Here is an 18,661-nt window from a genome sequence, read left to right as displayed (position 1 = left end):
CCGGCTCGGACACGGTCGCAGCGGACGCGTGTCATCACCTTGCCGCAGTTGATGACGGCCGCCGTCGAGACGAATCCCGGCGGCCGCGCCGTCGTATTCGCTGATGCCAATGCCACTTCCGGCGAGCTGAGCTACGCCGAGTTGGATGAGCGTTCGACCCGGCTGGCCCGGCTGCTCATCGATCGTGGTGTCGGACCGGAGGATCTGGTCGCGGTGGCCGTGCCGCGGTCGGTGGATTCGGTGCTCGCGGTGTGGGCGGTGGCCAAGACCGGCGCCGGATTCGTGCCAGTGGACCCGCACTATCCGGCGGATCGGGTCGCACACATGCTGACCGACTCCGGTGTGAGCTTCGGCCTGACCGTCGCCTCGGTCCACCGCGGCCTGCCCGATGACGCCGAATGGCTGCTGCTCGACGATCCGAGCACCGCGCAACTGTTGCAACGGTATCCGGCGGACCGAGTGACCAATCAGGATCGGGTGCGACCGCTGCACGGTGCGCATCCGGCCTACGTCATCTACACGTCGGGCTCGACCGGCGCCCCCAAGGGCGTGGTGGTCACTCACCAGGGATTATCCGGTTTCTGTGATGAGCAGCGGACTCGATTCCGGGTGACAAGTGCCGCCCGGACACTGCATTTCGCCTCGCCGTCGTTCGATGCGTCGGTGCTGGAACTGCTGTTGGCGTTGGGCGGCGCGGCCACCATGGTGGTCGTCGCGCCGACCGTCTACGGCGGCGCGGAACTGGCCGCGGTGCTGCGGCGCGAGCGGGTGACCCACGCCTTCGTGACGCCAGCGGCCCTGGCCTCGGTGGAGCCCGCCGGACTCGACGAACTGCGGGTCGTGGTGACCGGTGGCGAGGTCTGCCCGCCGCAGTTGGTGCGGCGCTGGGTATTACCGATCGCCGGTGGACTGCTGCGCGAATTCTTCAATGCCTACGGTCCGACCGAGGCCACCATCGCCACTACTATCACCGCGCCGATGGTGCCGTGGGAGCCGGTTACCCTCGGTCCGCCGATCCATGGCATCGCCGCGCATGTGCTCAACGATCGGCTGATGCCGGTGCCGAACCGGGTGGTCGGCGAACTGTATCTCGCCGGCGCGCCACTGGCCCGCGGATATCTGGGACAACAGACGCTTACCGCGGCCCGATTCGTGGCCAATCCGTTCGAACCGGGTACCCGGCTCTACCGCACCGGCGATCTGGTGCGCTGGACCGCGACCGGTGAACTGGAGTACCTCGGCCGCAATGACTCCCAGGTGAAGATCCGCGGCTTCCGCATCGAACTCACCGAAATCGACGCGGTACTCGGTGCGTACGATCGCGTGGATTTCGCGGTCACTGTCGGGCATGAACTCGACAGCGGTACTACCGCATTGGCCTCGTATGTGCACCCCGTCGACGGGCGGACCGTCGATGTGGCGGAGCTGAACGCCCTGGTAGAGCGAAAATTGCCAGCACATATGGTGCCTGCGTGCATCACCGTGCTCGACAAGGTGCCGCTGACACCCACGGGCAAACTGGATCGGAAGGCGCTGCCCGCGCCGGTATTCGAGGCCAAGGGACTCCGCGCACCCGCGACCCCGGTAGGGGAGATCGTCGCGGGCACCTTCGGCGATGTGCTCGGGGTCGAGCGCGTCGGCTTGGACGACGATTTCTTCGAACTCGGCGGCAACTCGCTGCTGGCCACCCAGGTGACCGCGCGGCTGGATGCCGCGCTGGATACCCAGCTGGCGATTCGCGATCTGTTCCACGCCTCGACGGTCGCCGCCTTCACCGCTGTGGTCGAACGCACCGCCGGATCCGGCCGGAGCCGGCCGCGGCTGGTCGCGGGGGAGCGGCCCGAGCTGATTCCGCTGTCGCTGGCTCAGCAGCGATATTGGTTTCTCAACCAGTTCGATACCGAGACCTCGGCGGTGGACAATATCCCACTCGCCGTGCGGCTCACGGGTGACCTGGATGCGACGGTGCTCGGACTGGCCATCGGCGATGTGCTGTCCCGGCACGAGGTACTGCGGACCACCTATCCGAGCAGTAATGGGCGGCCGCATCAGGTCATCCATCGGGTGCCGGAGGCGCGGTTCGCCATGGTGCCGGTCGATGTGGCCGAGGGCGAACTGGTGCAGCGGATCACCGAATTCGCCATGCTGACCTTCGATGTCACGGTCGAGGTTCCGGTCGCGGTCGCGCTGTTCCGCCTGACGCCGCACGAACATGTGATCGCCCTGACCGTGCATCATGTCGCGGCCGACGGCGCATCGATGAGCCCGCTCGCCCGCGATCTCATGGTCGCCTATGCCGCGCGGATGCACGGGCAGGCGCCGCCGTGGCAGCCGCTGCCGGTGCAGTACGCCGACTACGCGCTGTGGGAGCGCGAGATCCTCGGCGACGAGCACGATCCGGAATCGCCGGCCGCACAGCAGATCGCCTACTGGCGGCGGACCCTGGCCGGGTTGCCGGACCAGTTGACGCTGCCGACCGACCGCCCGCGCCCGCCGGCCCGGTCGTTCCAGAGCAGGTCGGTGCGATTCGAGATCTCGGCGGATCGGCATACGCGACTGCATGCGCTGGCGCGGGCCAATCGCGCCTCGCTGTTCATGGTCGTGCACGCGGCGCTCGCGGTGCTGCTGGCACGGCTGTCGGGCACCGACGACATCGCGGTCGGCACGCCCATCGCCGGACGTGGTGAACCCGAACTCGACGATCTGATCGGCATGTTCGTCAATACGTTGGTGTTCCGAACACGAGTGCGTCCGAGTGATACCTTCGCGGCCATGCTCGCCGATGTGCGTGAGCGCGATCTGGAGGCCTTCGCCCATGCCGATGTGCCGTTCGAGCGAATCGTCGAGGCGCTGAATCCGGTTCGCTCGCTCGCCCACAATCCGCTGTTCCAGGTGGGGCTTTCCTTCCAGAACATGGCCGAAACCACTGTGGAGTTGCCCGGACTTTCGGTCGCGACAGTCGATTTCGAGCTACAGCTGGCCAAGACGGATCTGCACATCTCGCTGGCCGACCGCTACACCGACGACGGTGCGCCGGCCGGGATGGTGGCCGACTTCGGCTATGCCACCGACCTGTTCGACGAGCCGACGGTGCGCGGCTTCGCCGACCGGTTCGTCCGGGTGCTCGATGCCGTGCTCGCCGATCCGGCGGTGCGGGTCGGCGAGATCGAATTGCTCGACGGCGCCGAGAGTGCGCGGATGCCGGCGGATCGGGACGACACCGCGCATCCGATCGATGCGACGACGACACCGGCCGAGGACATCGTTGCCGGCGTCTTCGGCGATGTGCTCGGCGTGCAGCGCGTCGGCCGTGATGACGATTTCCTCGCCATGGGCGGCAATTCACTGCTCGCCACGCAGGTGGCTGCCCGGATCGGCGACGCGCTGGACACCGTGGTGCCGGTGCGCTCGATCTTCGAGACACCGACCGTGGCCGGCCTCGCCGCCGAGGTCGAAACCCATGCTGGTTCCGGTCGGCGCCAGCCACTGCTGGCCGGGCCGCGGCCGGAGCAAGTTCCGCTGTCACCGGCGCAGTTGCGGATGTGGTTCATCAACCAGTTCGATACCGGCTCGGCGGCCTATCACCTACCGGTGGCGATCCGGCTCTCCGGCGAACTCGATATCGCCGCACTGGGTTCGGCGGTCGAGGATGTGGTGGCGCGGCACGAGGTGCTGCGCACCGTCTACCCGCAGACCTCCGAGGGGCCGGTGCAGGAGGTGCTCGCACCCAACGAAGTGGCGATCGATCTGGTCCCGATGCCGATCGCGGAATCGGATGCGATGCAGCAGGTGCGGGAGTTCGCCGCGGCGGGCTTCGATGTCACCGCCGAGGTGCCCTTCCGCGCCACCCTGTTCCGGCTCGATACCGGTGATCACCTCCTGGTGTTCGTCGCGCATCACATCGGTGCCGACGGCTGGTCGATGACGCCGCTGGTCCGCGACGTCATGCTGGCCTACTCGGCCCGCAGCGTGGGTGAGCTGCCCGCATGGGCGCCGCTGCCGGTGCAATACGCGGATTTCAGTGTCTGGCAACGCACGGTGCTCGGCTCCGAGGACGATCCGGAGAGCCTCATCGCGGCCCAGGCTGAATACTGGCGGACCGCGCTGGCCGATCTGCCCGACGAGCTCAATCTGCCCGCGGACCGGCCGCGCCCGGCGCTGCGGACCTCAACGGGCGGGCGCACCGAATTCGAGATCGACCCGCTGGTGCACACCGGTCTGATTCGCCTGGCGCGCCGACACAACGTCACCATGTTCATGGTGGTGCACGCCGCGCTGTCGGTATTCCTGGCTCGCATGTCGGGCACCGACGATATCGCCATCGGCACCCCGGTGGCGGGGCGCGACGCGGCCGAACTCGACGACATGATCGGCATGTTCGTCAATACGCTGGTGCTGCGGCTGCGGGTACCCGACGACCGCAGCTTCGGTGAACTGCTCGCCGATGCCAAAGACACTGACCTGCAGGCATTTTCGCATGCCGCCCTGCCGTTCGAGCGACTGGTCGGACTGCTGAATCCGCCGCGATCGACCGCACGGCATCCGCTGTTCCAGGTGTCGATGTCGTATCTGAACCTGCCGGCGAACAGCTTCGAACTGCCCGGATTGCAAGCGGAGATCTTCGATTTCGCCATCGACACCGCGAAATTCGATCTCTCGCTGACCATGTGGGCGCCGGGTACCACCGAGGACGGCCTGCGCGGCGAGTTCACCTTCGCGCGGGATCTGTTCGACGACAAGACGATCGAGATGTTCGCCGCCCGGTTCACCCGGCTGCTCACCGAGATCGTCGCGCGGCCGGATGCGGCGATCGGCGACCTGTCGCTGCTCGGCGCGGCCGAAGAGCAGGCACTGACACCGGTGCGCCGCGGTGCGACGCCCGCCGTCCGGTTGCTGCCGGACCTGCTGACCAGCGCGGTCAGCGTCGATCCCGAACATGTCGCGGTGCGGACCGCCGGTCGCTCGATCTCCTACCGCGAACTGGACGAATACTCGTCGCGGCTGGCTCGGGTCCTGATCGATCGCGGTGTCGGACCGCAGACCCTTGTCGCACTTGCCTTCCCACGTTCGCTGGAGATGGTCGCGGCCTTCTGGGCGGTCGCCAAGGCCGGTGGCGCGCATGTGCCGATCGACCCGGCCTATCCGGCGGACCGGATCCGGCACATGGTGACCGATTCCGGCGCCGTCCTCGGCATCACCACCTCCACCTACACCGAACGGTTGCCCGACGGTGCGACCGAAACCGGCTGGCTACAGCTCGACGATCCCGCGATCCATGCCGCCGTGGCCGCGAAGTCGCCATCGCCGATCACCGATGCCGAGCGGCTGGCGACGCTGCTGCCGCAGCATCCGGCGTACGTGATCTACACCTCGGGCTCGACCGGCACACCCAAGGGCGTCACCGTCACCCATGTCGGCATCGGCGGTGCCGTCGAGGCCGCCAGCGCCGTATTCCAGCTCGGTCCGCAGCATAGGTTCCTGCATCTGTGCTCGCCGAGCTTCGATCCGTCGATTCTGGAGTGGCTCTGCACCTTCCACAATGGCGCGACGCTGGTCATCGTGCCGTCTGCCATCCTCGGCGGACCTGAGCTGACCGCGCTGCTGCGCACCGAACGGGTCACGCACGCGATCTTCACCCCGGCCGTGCTCGGCACCGTCGAACCGGCCGGACTCGACGACCTCCGATTCCTGTGCTGCTGCGGCGATTCCACCTCGCCCGACTTGGTCGCCAAATGGCAACCGGGACGGCACTTCATCAACGGCTACGGCCCGGCCGAGGCCACGGTGGCCGCGTCCTGGAGCGAGATGATCGCCGGACAGCGCATCACCATGGGCGGCCCGGTGCCGGGAACGCCTATGGTGGTGCTGGATTCGCTGCTGCGCCCGGTGCCGCCGGGAGCGGTCGGCGAGTTGTATCTCGCGGGCACCCTGTTGGCGCGCGGCTATCACAACCGTCCGACGCTGACCGCGGAACGCTTCGTCGCCGACCCGTGGGGTCCGCCCGGTGCGCGGTTGTATCGCACGGGTGATCTGGTGCGCTGGGTCGGCGAAGCGGCGGAGTGGGAACTCGAATACGTCGGCCGCACGGACTTCCAGCTCGAGATCCGCGGTTTGCGCATCGAACTCGGTGAGATCGATGCGGTATTCGCAAGTCACGACGATGTCGAGTTCGCCGTCACGATCGGTCGGGAAACCCCAACGGGCGACAAGATTCTCGTCGCCTATGTGCTTGCGGTGGCGGGGCGGACCATCGATACCGGTGCGCTCACCGAATACGCCGCGCGCAGTCTGCCGCGGCATATGGTGCCGTCGGCGGTGGTGGTGCTCGACGAGGTGCCGGTGACCCCGGTCGGCAAGCTCGATCGTGCGGCGCTGCCCGCGCCCGAGCTCGCGCCGCGCCCCTACCTCGTGCCGTCGACCGCGCAGGAACAGGCCGTCGCCGGTGTATACGCCGAGACGCTAGGCGTCGACCGGGTCGGCTCCGATGACGATTTCTTCGCACTCGGCGGCAGTTCGCTGGCCGCCATGCGCGCGGTGCACAAGCTGCGTGAGCTGACTGGTATCGCGGTCCAAGTGCAATGGTTCTTCACCGATCCGACCGTCGCGGCGCTCACCCAGCGCATCATGGCCGCCGACGACACCGAGGCCCATGATTACGGATTGGACGCCGAGGCCGCACTCGATGTGCTGTTGCCGATCCGGCAGGGAACCGGGGAAGCGCTGTTCTGCATCCATCCGATGGCCGGATTGTCCTGGTGCTACACGGGTCTGACGCAGTACCTGCCCGCCGACCGCCCGATCTTCGGTGTGCAGTCGCCCGCGCTGTCCGAATCTGACTTTTTGCCGGATTCGCTGGACGCCATGGCCCGCCGCTATGTCGAGGAGATCCGCGCGGTACAACCCGAGGGGCCGTACCGGGTGCTCGGGTGGTCACTCGGTGGTGCGCTCGCGCATGCGGTCGCGGTCGAATTGCAGTCCGCGGGTGCCGAAGTCGCCCTGCTCGCCATGCTGGACAGCCGTACCGGCGGCAATATCGCCGACTTCTGGGGCGAGCTGCGCGCGACCTTCGCCGAACTCGGCATCGGCCCGGACACATTGGGCGACACCAATATCCGCAACCTCACCGAAGAGGCGCTCGCGGTACTGTACGCCGGCATCCCGCCGGAACTGGCGCTGCTGACCCCGCAACGCCTGCGCCAGAGCTACCGTGGCGCGGTGCGCTCGGTGGAGCTCGGCATCAACCATCAGCACAAGGTCTTCCATGGCACGCTCGACTTCTTCAGCGCCAGCGGCCACACCGCCGAATCCCGGGCCTGGCGGCCGTATGTCGACGGCTCGATCAACGAACATCCGGTCGAGGCGACCCATGAGCTGATGACATCACCGGCCGCCCTCGCCGAAATCGGACCGATCCTGGCGGCCTTGCTCGTTGACCAGCCCGAGTCGCCGGTCCAACAGGCCGCGGCACCAACCGAGGCCGAGGCATTCGCGCCGGTCGAATACGAGTACCCAGCACCGCGGGGATATCAGTACGCGGCGCCACTGGACGAACCGGCCGCCTTCGACCACGAATACCCGACATCGGTCCTGGTCCCGATACGTATCGATACCCCGGCACCGACCGATGACCTGCCCCCAATGGTCGAGGCCCCGGTACTGGAACTCGACGCCGACGAACCCGAGCTCGCCGACGAACCCGAGCATGTCGACGAATCTCAGCTCGCCGACGAACCCGAGCACATCCCCTTCGCGGTCATCCACGACGACCCGATCGAACTCGCCGTCGCGCACCGTCCCGACGAACCCGACGACGCCCCCATCCCGCTGTCGCTGACCCCGAATGCCGTGCGGCTCTTGGACTCCGGTGTCGAATTGCGCGTCGTCACCCTCGAGATACCGCCCAACTACTCACCGGAAGCGGTGCAATTCGCCGTCGATACGGTGCTGGAGCAGCATCCGATGCTGTGGGTCCGCCTGCACCGGGACGGCGCGGGCACCGATCCGGTCTTCGAGATCCCGGCCGAGGCGCAGCGGCTGGACGAGGCCTTCCTCGGCCTGGAGTACGGCATCGACCAGACACCGCCGCCGGTCGACGATGTGGTGCGCGCGGTCGCCACCGAACTCGATCCGGCCCATGGCCGCAATATCCGCTTCGTCCTGGTCGGCGGCCGCGAGGTGCCATCGACCATGGTCATCGTCGCCAATGGCCTGGTCGTGGACGACACCTCCTGGCGCACCATCATCGACAAGCTGTCACTGGCCTGGTCGCGCGGCAGGCATCGCACGCCCGCCGTCCCGGAGGCCGGACTGTCCGCCTTGCTCAGGGCGTTGTCGGAGGGTGCGAGCGGCCCGGCGGCCATCGAGGAAGTGGCGTGGTGGCATCACACCCTGAGCGCGGTGCCCGCCACCAAGGCCGGTGCCATGAATGCGAACCTGCACCTGCGGCGCCGGGTCTCGCTGACCATCACCACCGAGGGCACCGCCGCCGTCGTCGCCGCGGCCGGCGCACACGGTGCCAGCGTCGACGAAGTCCTGCTCGCCGCCCTCGCCATCGCGCAGATCACCGCCGCGGGTGAAACCGTCACCGAGGCCATCGGCCCGGTGGTCCGGCTGCACGCCGATAGCCGGACCATGACCGAGACCAATACCCTCGTCGGCGCCTTCACCACCGACTACCCGCTCCCGCTGAAGCTGGAGGGGGTGAACATACAGGAGGCGCTGGTCGGTGGTCGCGCGGCGGGTGTCGCGATCGAGCAGGTCAAGCGGCTCACCGGGGCCGTGCCGTCCGGTGGCGTCGGCTACGGCCTGCTGCGCTATCTCAATCCGGACACCGCTGCCGCGCTGACCGCACTTCCCGCCGGCCGGTGCGCGCTGCGCTATCGGGATCTGCGCCCGGCGCGCGTGCACATCGACGCACCGGCGGCGGATCTGCTGCTCGATATCACCGCCGACGCCACCGCCGACGGCCTGCTCATGCGGTTCGACTACGCGGCCGAGGTATTCGGCGGTGACGAGGTAAAGACCTTCGCCGAACACTGGATCCGTGCCCTCGGTGGGCTGGCCGAACACGGTCAGCGGGTGCGGGTGCATTGATCGTGAATAACGTCTCGAATTTCGGGGCAATCGTGATCACAGTCCGGCCGATCAGGCATCATGGAGCAACATTGCGGTAACGATGTCCACTATTGTCACGATTACATAGGCCGTATGGTCGGTCGTGGTGCAGCCTGCGGTCGGGGTAAGCCCATTCGTAATCACGATACGAAGTAAAGGTGTGAATTGATGCGTAGTCAGATCCGGCGTCGCGGCACACGTGCGGCGGCGATAATCGCGGCAACCGCGGTATTCGCGGGGGCCATGTCCGGCTTCGGCGCATCTACCGCGACAGCAGACCCGATCATCGATTCGAAGACGCTGCTGGCGAACCCGGTCGCGCCGGACGGCTCCAAGATCACCAAGGCAGAGTACAAGGACAATCGCAGCATCCGGCTGCACGTCTACTCCGCGGCCATGGACCGGACCTTCCCGGTCGATGTGCAGCGCCCCGCCGACGCCTCGGCGCCGCGTCCGGTGCTCTACCTGCTCAATGGTGCGGGCGGCGGCGAGGACAGCGCGTCCTGGGTGGCCAATACCGATGCGCTGACGTTCCTCGGCGACAAGAACGTCAATGTGGTCCAGCCCATCGGCGGCAAGTGGAGCTACTACACCGACTGGATCAAGGACGATCCGGTACTCGGCCGCAACAAGTGGAAGACCTTCTTCACCGAGGAGCTGCCGCCGCTGATCGACGGCGCGCTCGGCACCAACGGCACCAATGCCATCGCCGGCCTGTCCACCTCGGGCACCACCGTGCTCGCGCTGCCGATCGCCAAGCCGGGCCTGTACAAGGCCGCCGCCGCCTACAGCGGCTGCGCCCAGACCAGTGATCCGGTCGGCTCGCAATTCGTCAGGCTGACCGTCGAGACCTGGGGTGGCGGCGATACCGAGAACATGTGGGGCCCCGTCGGTTCGCCGGACTGGGTGGCGAACGACCCCTACGTCAATGCCGAGGGTCTGCGCGGCACGGATCTCTACATCTCGACCGGCAACGGTCTGCCCGGCCCGTACGACACCCTCAACGGTGAGCACGCCCTGCCCGGCCCTGGCGGTCTGGCCAACCAGCTCCTGATCGGCGGTGTCATCGAGGCGGGCACCAACTATTGCACCAACAACATGAAGGCGAAGCTGGATTCGCTCGGCATCCCCGCCACCTTCCACTTCCAGCCCAACGGCACCCACTCCTGGGGCTACTGGAACGAAGAGCTGCACAACTCCTGGCCCACCCTTGCCAAGGGCCTCGGCATCTGAGCTGATCTGCTCGATTTCCAACCGACCGCCCCGATTGTGGCCTTATTCACAATCGGGGCGGTCGATTTTTGTCCTGCGCTAGGTGACAACTGGGTTTCTCCTGTACACGGGTAACTTGTCGGGGCCGGGCTGAGCCCAACGAGACTCGACCGGTAGCCGCCGATGTGACGGTTGTGACGCCTGAGTCCGGCGTGAAGGTTCGAAGAGGCTGGAGCGGCTAAACAAAAAGTTCGGGAAGCCGTAAAATTCTGTTCTATGAGTACAACCCTGGCTGAGTCGGCGCGGAACGCGACGACCCGGGCGAGATCCGTCAGTGTCTTGCTCGGCCCGGCCTTCGTTGCGGCCATCGCCTATGTCGATCCCGGCAATGTGGCGTCGAATATCAGCGCGGGCGCCCAGTTCGGCTATCTCCTCGTGTGGGTCATCGTGGTGGCCAATGTGATGGCGGGACTGGTGCAGTTCCTCTCCGCGAAGCTGGGGTTGGTCACCGGTATGTCGCTACCGGAGGCGGTGCGGTACAAGTCGAGTCGTCCAGTGCGCCTTGCCTATTGGATGCAGGCGGAGACCGTCGCGATGGCCACCGATCTGGCCGAAGTGGTCGGCGGCGCGATCGCACTGAAGCTGCTGTTCGACCTGCCGCTGCTCGTCGGCGGGGTGATCACCGGTGTGGTCTCGATGGTGCTGCTACTGGTGCAGAACCGCCGCGGGCAGAAGCCGTTCGAACGGGTCGTCACCGGTCTGCTCGCCGTCATCGCCATCGGCTTCCTGGCCAGCGTGGTCATTGCGCCGCCATCGGTCTCCGGCACCGTCGGTGGTCTGCTGCCGCGGTTTCAGGGCGCCGAGAGCGTGCTGCTCGCGGCGGCCATGATCGGCGCGACCGTCATGCCGCACGCGGTGTACTTGCATTCCGGACTGGCCCGCGATCGCCACGGTCAGCCCGAGGTCGGTCCGCTGCGGACCCGGCTGCTGCGGGTCACCAGATACGACGTCGGACTCGCCATGGTGCTCGCGGGCACGGTCAATCTGGCCATGCTGCTGTTGGCTGCGAATACCCTGCGCGACCGCGAAAATGTCGACACCCTCGAGGGCGCGCACGCCGCCGTCGGCGATGCGCTCGGCCCTGTCGCCGCGCTGCTGCTGGCGGTCGGCCTGCTGGCCTCCGGTCTGGCCTCGACATCGGTCGGCGCGTATGCCGGGGCGATGATCATGGAAGGGCTGCTGCACCGCAAGATTCCGCTCTTGGTCCGGCGGTTGGTCACCCTGATTCCGGCCATCGCGATCCTCGCGGCAGGCATCGATGCCACCCGCGTACTGATCATTTCGCAGGTGGTGCTCTCGTTCGGCATTCCCTTCGCCCTGATCCCCCTGGTCCGCTTCACCGGCGACCGCATCCTGATGGGCGCCGACGTCAACCACCGCGTGACCACCGCCCTGGCCTGGCTCGTCGCCATCATCATCACGCTGCTGAACGTGGCCCTGATCTACCTGACCGTTACGGGCGACTGAGCCGAACAGGGTCGATCAGACCCAGTTCTCGATCCAGTACTTCCAGATCAGCGGGGCGTAGGCGGCCAGTGGCGGCACCCTGATATCGGCGCCCGCGAGTGCGGCGGTGGCGTGGCGGCAGTCGAACCAGCAGCTGAATTCGCTGTGCTCCAACACATCCTGGGGGACGCCGACGCGGGGGAGCAGCCAACGTGTGCCGGGGACCCGCAGCATCATCTCGAGGGTGCGCTTGGGCATCACCTCCACCAGATGCGGCGCACCGGCCTCGTCGGCGAACAGATTCAGCGCCTCGGCCGCGCTCTGCCGGCGTGGATCCGCCAAGTGGTAGGTGGTGGTGTTCGAGTCGGGTTGATGCGCAATGTGATCCAGTGCGCGGGCCACGAAATCGACCGGGACCATATTGGTTTCACCCAACTTCGGCACCAGCACGGGCAGAATCCTCGGCAGCTGGGCGGCCATACGCAGTAGCCGGAAGAAGTAATAGGGCCCATCGATCCGATCGATCTCACCGGTGCGCGAATGTCCGATCACGATCGAGGGCCGATAGATTCGCCACCCCATTCCGGATGCGCGCACGATCTTCTCGGCCTCGAACTTCGCCCGCTGCATCGGCGAGGTCAGTACCTGCCCCACCTCGAACATATCCTCGGTGAACAGGCCCTCGAAGCCGCCCGCCACATCCACCGTCGAGACATGATGCAGCAGTTCGGCTTTCAACTCCTGCGCGGCATCGATGACATTGCGGGTGCCGCCGCCCCGCACGGTGAGGTCATAACTGGACCCCAGATGGAAGACATGGTCGATCGAGCCCCGATGCTCGGCGAGCCAGTTCCGATCGATACCTAGTTCGGGCGCGCCGAGATCCCCGTGCACCGGCCGCACCCGATCCCCGCCCATCCACTCCCGGGCACAGCAGGTGTACCGATCCGCCGAACGCACCCCCGGCCGGACCAGCACGTGAATATCCCCGTCCCGTTTCAGCAGCTCGGGAATAAGAAATCGACCGATAAACCCAGTTGCTCCGGTAACCAGGTAAGCCATAGCCGATCAACATAGTCGCTTGTGCGGGCGCGCCTGTGGTCGGGATCACGCTCCGCCCTCGCGACCCGATCAGTCCGCGAAGACCGGCTTACGCTTGGTGAGCATCGCGGTGGCGCCCTCGAAGAAATCGGGGGATTGCAGGAGTTCGCTCTGGCCCGTCTTTTCGGCGGCGAGTGCGGAATCCAGTGCCGTGAGGGTGGCGGCGTTGAGTGCCTGCTTGGTCAGTTCGAGGGCGCGGCGCGGGCCCGCGGCTATCTTGGTGGCCGCGGCCTCGACCTTGGCGTCGAGTTCGTCCTCCGCGACAACGGCGGTGAACAGTCCGGCCGCCTTGGCCGCGGGCGCTGGAAGTCGCTCGCCGAGCAGCGCCATTTCGGCGGCCAGCGGTCGCCCGGCCGCGGCGGCGACCATGGCAGCCGCCCCACCGTCGGGCATCAGGCCGATATTGATGAATGCGAGTAGTAGGTAGGAATCCTCGGCGGCATAGACCAGATCGGCGGCCAGTGCGATGCCGACACCAACGCCGGCGGCCGCGCCCTTGACCCGGGCGATGACCGGAATCGGCGCGTCCACAATGGCTTTCACGAGTCGGTTGGCCGCGTCCATCACCATGTCCGAGGTGATGCCGCGCTGCCCCTCGGCGGCGGATGCGGCAAGATCGGCGCCGGTGCAGAAGTCGCCGCCCTCGCCGGTCAGTACGATCACTCGCACCGAGCGATCCTCGGCGGCGGCGAGGAAGGTGTCACCGAGGGCGACCATCGTGTCGTAGTCGATGGCGTTCTTGCGCTTGGGGTTGGTGAGGGTGACCCTGAGCACCTTGCCGTCGTGGACGGCACTGAAACCCGCGGGTGTGGTCGCGGAATCGGGGTTGGCCATGTGGTGCTCCTGGTCTGGGGTTCAGCGGGGCATTCCCATGAATGATGGTTAACTTTGCGAATTGTGGTTAACTTAAGATGATTTGTCCGGCGCTGTCAACCAGAGGCGCCGTCCCAGAATGGAGAGCTACATGGTCGCGGATCGCAGCGAGGTCGGCATCGCCGGCGATCGCCTGCGGGGCGCTCGAAACGACACTGCTGCCGCGCGGTCCGACGCGGGCGGGAGCGGTACCGGAGCGGAGCCGGCCCAGTCGGTGCGGCGCCGCCCGAAGGATCGCAAGGTCCAGATCATCCGGGCCGCCGCGCGCGCGTTCAGCGAACGCGGGTATTACCCGGTCGGTGTCGACGAGATCGCCGCGGAGGTCGGTATCTCGGGACCCGCGCTGTATCGCCACTTCGCGAACAAGTACGCGCTGCTGGTCGCGGCCGCCGAAGAAGGTGCACTGCACCTGCTGAAAGTCGCGCAGGCCGCGGACAATCCGAAGCTGGAGCCGGAAGCCAGGCTCGACGCCCTGATCAAGGCGATCAGCGAACACACCATCGATATCCGGCGCGAGGCCGGGCTGTACCGCTGGGAGCGGCGCTACCTGGAAGCCGACGACCGCGCCCGGATCAGGAAGGTCTACGACGCGCTCAACGCGACGCTGGCCGAACCGATCGCGCAGCTGCGTCCCACCGCGCCACCCGCGGACGTGGCAATGCTCGCCGCCGGGGTGCTCAGCGCCATCGCCGGCATCTCCTCGCACCGCACCGCACTCGCCACCGCCCGGCTGCTGCCGCTGCTGCGCGAGATGAGCTGGTCGATCCTGCGCGCCGAACTGCCGCCCGCACCAACCGAACCCCAGCCAGGACCGGTCACCCGCGGCCTGCCGGTCACCTCCAAACGCGAACAACTGCTCACCGAGGCGATCCGGATCTTCGGTCGCAAGGGCTATCACGAGGCCAGTATCGAGGAAATCGGCGCGGCCGTCGGCATCAATGCCTCCAGCGTCTACCGATACTTCACCAGCAAGGCCGACCTACTCGCCGCCGCCTTTTTCCGCACCGGCGACCGGGTGGCCATCGCGATCACCGAGGCGCTCGCCGAGGCCACCAGCCGTCCCGACGCGGTCCGGCGCATCGCCTACCGCCAGGCCCGGCTCACCTTCGCCATGCCGGAGATCATGCCGGTCTACTACGCCGAATTCAGCAATCTGCCGCAGGCCGAACAGCACAAGCTGCGCGCCATCCAGCGCCAGAACGTGCTGGAGTGGGCCAATCTGCTCGATGGTGATCCGGTGGAGGCGCGCTTCCGCGTGCACGCCGCCATCGCGCAGGTGATCGACGTGGGCCGATTGACCAAATTCGACCCCCGCCCCGAACAACTGGCCCGAGTCTGCGCCCTGATGGAGGCCGTGCTCTGTGTTTGATCGCGGCGCCTGCGGCGCCGCGCGTTCGCGGCCCCCTGCTGTCTCGCGACTGACCCTTTCGAGCGACCTGCAAGCAGTCGCCAGCGGCGCCGTCGAGACTCGCGACTACGTCGCATGCGCTTCGACGACTCGGCTGTGTTCGATGGCCGCGCCTACGGCGCGGACGCGAGACGGGCCGCGAACTCCTCGCTCGTAGGACTCGCGCAGTGGTGGTCGCTAAGGGCGGGTCGTTCGGCGCCTGATGCGCACGGGCCGAGCGGTGAGCTCGGTGCTTGTGGCGAATGTGTTTCGACGACTCGGGTGTGGGACGGCTGCGAACTCGTCGCTTGTCGGACTTGCTTCGTGGTAGTCGGTGATGGTGGGTCGTTCGGCAGTAGATGCGCGCTCGCGGGATGGTCGCGTCCCGCGCGTGTGGCGCATGCGCTTTGGCGGCTCGGACGCGAGCGGGCCCGCGAACGTCGCTCGTAAGACTCGCGCTGTTTGTGGGTGCGGATAGCGTGATCCGCGCACTGGGGGTCAGCTCAAGCGACCGTGTCGCATTCGGAAGATGGCTTTGGCGGTGCGCAGATGTCGTGGATGCCGGTCGAAGGTGGACAGATTCACCGGCGCCCGGTACCGCTTGCGCGCGATCGCCAGCGTCCGGCTGAACTCGCGCAGTCCCTGGTCGCCGTGGTGGTGTCCCTGCCCGTATTCGCCCACCCCGCCGAACGGCAGCGCCGGAATTCCGGCGTAGGTGGTCGAGGAATTGATGGTCACGACACCGACCCGCAGTTGCTCGGCGAAGGATTCGATACCGTGCACATCCCGGGTGAACACCGATACCGCGACGCCATTGCCGACCGCGTTGATCCGCTGCGCTGCCTCGTCCATATTCGCGACCCTGTTGACGATCAACAGCGGCCCGATGCCCTCGCCGGTGATCGCGAGGCTCTCCTCCGGTACCTCGGCCAAGACGATCGGTTCGATATACGGATCGCGAATCGAATCCATGCCGCCGACTACTGCGCGCCCGCCCCTGGCCAGTGCGTCGCGCACCTGCTTGCGCACCACATCGACTTGCGATTCCAGAATCATCGGACCATAGGACGCGCGCTTATCCGCGCCCGGCCGCAGCCGCCGCGCCTGATCGATCACCAGTTCCAGGAATCGGTCGTATACGGAGTTGGCGACATAGGCCCGCTGGATGCCGGTGGAGTTCTGACCCGCATTGGCCATCGCGCCGAATACCGCGGCCTCGGCGGCCTCGTCGAGTTTGGCATCGACGTGAACCACCATGGTGCCCTTGCCGTTTCGCTCAACTACCACCGGCGTCAAGGTCTGCGCGCACAGCGTGATCACCTCGCGCGAGCCCGCATCCGAACCGGCATAGGCGATTTTGTCCACCTTGGCGCGACACAGCGCAGCGGTGGTGGCGTGATCGCCGGTAACAACCTGCAGCACAGGCTGATTCGGCGCCAGCTTGTTCCAGCTGTCGGCCAGCCAGACCCCGACGCCGGTGGTGAGCTCATCGGGTTTGAACACCACGGCATTGCCCGCGGCCATCGCGTAGGCGATCGAGCCCATCGGGGTGAACACCGGGTTGTTCCACGGTCCGAGCACACCGACCACGCCGAGCGGCAGATAGCCCACGGAGGCATGCTGATTTCGGGTCAGCCAGGTGGAGCCGAGCTTGCGCCGATCCAGCACGCGCGTGGCGTTGCGGGCCGCCCAATCCAGACTCTCGACGGCGTGCATCACCTCGATTGCCGCGTCCGCCGCGGGTTTTCCGGTTTCCTCGGACAGGATTTCCGTCAATTCGCCTGCGCGCTTGGCGATGCTGTGTTTCCAGTCCAGTAGCCAGCGTTTGCGGGCGCTGAATCCCAGTTCCGCCCACCACTTTTCGGCGGAACGCGCGGCGCGCACGATGCGGTTGATTTCGCTGGAGCCCATCACGGCATAGTTGCCGACGATTTCGCCGGTGCGCGGGTCATAGGACGTGAGCACGTTCGGTCGGCCCGATCCTCCCGGATGCGTTGCCAGCCTTGGCTGCGCGGTCTCGGCCATGGTCACCTCTCGCAGGGTCGATCCGCCGCAGACCGCTGAACGCTTGGCGAAGCAGCTGCCGCAAACGAGTGAGTGCAGGTTCCCCCGTCTAGCAGACTATGGTCGCCGCGACGGCCCGACAAGGTGTCACTGTCGCCCCTACGCTGCCCTTCGAGGGTCGCCACCAGCGATGTTCTCGGGTCCGGTGGATCGGCGGAAAGAAATGTGAGTAAGGACACAGTTGGGGCGCTGGCCGGTGGGTACAGCGCGCTCGGCCCTGCCGGGATGCTCCGGCCGGTAACATCACGCCTGGCGGCAGGGATCACTAACCGGGACATATTCATGCGCGCACTTCGGCGACCCAGATCGTCGCCGTGCCAGCCCCGCGAACGCCGCCGATCAGACACAGTGGAGAGTTGATGCCGAGCTTGAACCAAGCGGATTCGCACACCAGCGAGCCGCCACCCATCGATGGTGGTGACGCCGCGGTCGTGGTTGCCGATGTCCGAAAGTCATTCGGCGATGTGCACGCGCTGCAGGGCATCAGCTTCCGCGCCGAGCGGGCGAGCGTGCTCGGCATCCTCGGGCCCAACGGCGCGGGCAAGACCACCATGGTCAAGGTGCTGTCCACCTTGCTGCGGCCGGACTCCGGCACCGCCGTGGTCGCCGGTCACGATGTGCGGAAGGATCCGGCGGGTGTACGCCGCTCGATCATGATGACCGGCCAGTACGCCGCGCTGGACGAGAACCTCTCCGGCCGGGAGAACCTGGAATTGTTCGGCCGGCTGATGGGCCTGGGCAAAGCTGCCGCCCGCAAGCGCGCCGACACCCTGCTCGAGGAATTCGATCTGGTGAGCGCGGGCCGTCGCGCGGTGCGCCACTATTCCGGCGGTATGCGTCGTCGGGTCGATATCGCCTGCGGTCTGGTGGTGCGCCCGGAGGTGGTGTTCCTCGACGAGCCGACCACCGGTCTGGATCCGCGCAGCCGCCAGGGTGTGTGGGATCTGGTGACCGCGCTGAAGAATCAGGGCATCACGGTGCTGCTCACCACGCAGTATCTCGAGGAAGCCGATGTGCTCAGCGACAACATCATCGTCATCGATAGGGGCACGGTGATCGCCGAGGGCACCGCCGACGAGCTCAAGGAGAAGACCGGCGGCAGCTACTGCGAGGTGGTGCCGCTGGATCCGACCCAGCTCGGCAAGGCCGCCATCGCACTCGGTGATCTGGTGCCCGCCGCCGTACTCGCCGATATGAACGGCGGCGACCGGCTCTCGATTCCGGCACCCGACGGCGCGGCCACGCTGTCGGAGGCATTGCGCAGGCTCGACGCCGCCAGTGTCCAATTGGCCGATATCGCGCTGCGCAGGCCATCGCTCGATGATGTATTCCTCTCCATCACCGGCCATTCGGGCGGCCACGCGTGAGCGAGCGAACCATCAATACAGCGCGCATCGCGCACGA

7 protein-coding genes and 1 pseudogene are annotated in these 18,661 nt (G+C 66.9%); 5 read left to right on the top strand and 3 right to left on the bottom strand.

Annotation, left to right across the window (positions count from 1 at the left end; genetic code table 11):
- Positions 1–51: 51 nt before the first annotated feature.
- The 3 genes and pseudogenes from AB0L63_RS07460 to AB0L63_RS07450 all read left to right on the top strand — a co-directional run.
- Positions 52–9,093 (top strand): amino acid adenylation domain-containing protein, encoded by a 9,042-nt coding sequence (locus AB0L63_RS07460; protein WP_364496064.1) that lies wholly within the window; start codon positions 52–54, stop codon positions 9,091–9,093.
- A 264-nt stretch (positions 9,094–9,357) separates the two neighbouring features.
- Entirely contained in the window at positions 9,358–10,347 is a 990-nt protein-coding gene (locus AB0L63_RS07455) for an alpha/beta hydrolase family protein (RefSeq protein ID WP_364496866.1), read from the top strand.
- A gap of 252 nt (positions 10,348–10,599) precedes the next feature.
- Positions 10,600–11,853 (top strand): annotated as a pseudogene (locus tag AB0L63_RS07450) (Nramp family divalent metal transporter); the annotation flags it as partial.
- Positions 11,854–11,868: 15 nt separating this feature from the next.
- Here AB0L63_RS07450 and AB0L63_RS07445 read toward each other — a convergent pair.
- Positions 11,869–12,894 carry an SDR family oxidoreductase gene (locus tag AB0L63_RS07445; protein WP_364496060.1) on the bottom strand — a complete coding sequence of 342 codons (1,026 nt, stop codon included), beginning with the start codon at positions 12,892–12,894 and terminating at the stop codon, positions 11,869–11,871.
- Positions 12,895–12,963: 69 nt separating this feature from the next.
- Positions 12,964–13,767 (bottom strand): enoyl-CoA hydratase, encoded by an 804-nt coding sequence (locus tag AB0L63_RS07440; protein WP_364496058.1) that lies wholly within the window; start codon positions 13,765–13,767, stop codon positions 12,964–12,966.
- A gap of 130 nt (positions 13,768–13,897) precedes the next feature.
- Here AB0L63_RS07440 and AB0L63_RS07435 point away from each other — a divergent pair, with 130 nt between their 5' ends.
- A complete protein-coding gene (locus tag AB0L63_RS07435; protein WP_364496055.1) occupies positions 13,898–15,175 on the top strand; it encodes a TetR family transcriptional regulator in 1,278 nt (425 codons plus the stop codon).
- Between the two features lie 516 nt (positions 15,176–15,691).
- Here the strand turns inward: AB0L63_RS07435 and AB0L63_RS07430 are convergent.
- A complete protein-coding gene (locus AB0L63_RS07430; RefSeq protein WP_364496052.1) occupies positions 15,692–17,218 on the bottom strand; it encodes an aldehyde dehydrogenase family protein in 1,527 nt (508 codons plus the stop codon).
- A gap of 398 nt (positions 17,219–17,616) precedes the next feature.
- Between AB0L63_RS07430 and AB0L63_RS07425 the strand changes: the two genes are divergently transcribed.
- The gene (locus AB0L63_RS07425) at positions 17,617–18,624 is read left to right on the top strand and encodes an ATP-binding cassette domain-containing protein (protein ID WP_364496049.1); all 1,008 of its coding nucleotides are present in this window, start codon (positions 17,617–17,619) and stop codon (positions 18,622–18,624) included.
- Positions 18,625–18,661: the final 37 nt, after the last annotated feature.

Origin of the sequence: Nocardia sp. NPDC051990 (genome assembly GCF_040680755.1) — a bacterium.
Lineage (GTDB): Bacteria > Actinomycetota > Actinomycetes > Mycobacteriales > Mycobacteriaceae > Nocardia.
This window is presented reverse-complemented; position numbering and strand designations above follow the sequence as displayed.

Excerpts from the sequence above, each read along its gene's own strand:
- AB0L63_RS07435 (WP_364496055.1), top strand. The coding sequence starts at position 13,898 with ATGGTCGCGGATCGCAGCGAGGTCGGCATCGCCGGCGATCGCCTGCGG.
- AB0L63_RS07455 (WP_364496866.1), top strand. The coding sequence starts at position 9,358 with ATGTCCGGCTTCGGCGCATCTACCGCGACAGCAGACCCGATCATCGAT.
- AB0L63_RS07440 (WP_364496058.1), bottom strand. The coding sequence starts at position 13,767 with ATGGCCAACCCCGATTCCGCGACCACACCCGCGGGTTTCAGTGCCGTC.
- AB0L63_RS07445 (WP_364496060.1), bottom strand. The coding sequence starts at position 12,894 with ATGGCTTACCTGGTTACCGGAGCAACTGGGTTTATCGGTCGATTTCTT.
- AB0L63_RS07425 (WP_364496049.1), top strand. The coding sequence starts at position 17,617 with ATGCCGAGCTTGAACCAAGCGGATTCGCACACCAGCGAGCCGCCACCC.
- AB0L63_RS07460 (WP_364496064.1), top strand. The coding sequence starts at position 52 with ATGACGGCCGCCGTCGAGACGAATCCCGGCGGCCGCGCCGTCGTATTC.
- AB0L63_RS07430 (WP_364496052.1), bottom strand. The coding sequence starts at position 17,218 with ATGGCCGAGACCGCGCAGCCAAGGCTGGCAACGCATCCGGGAGGATCG.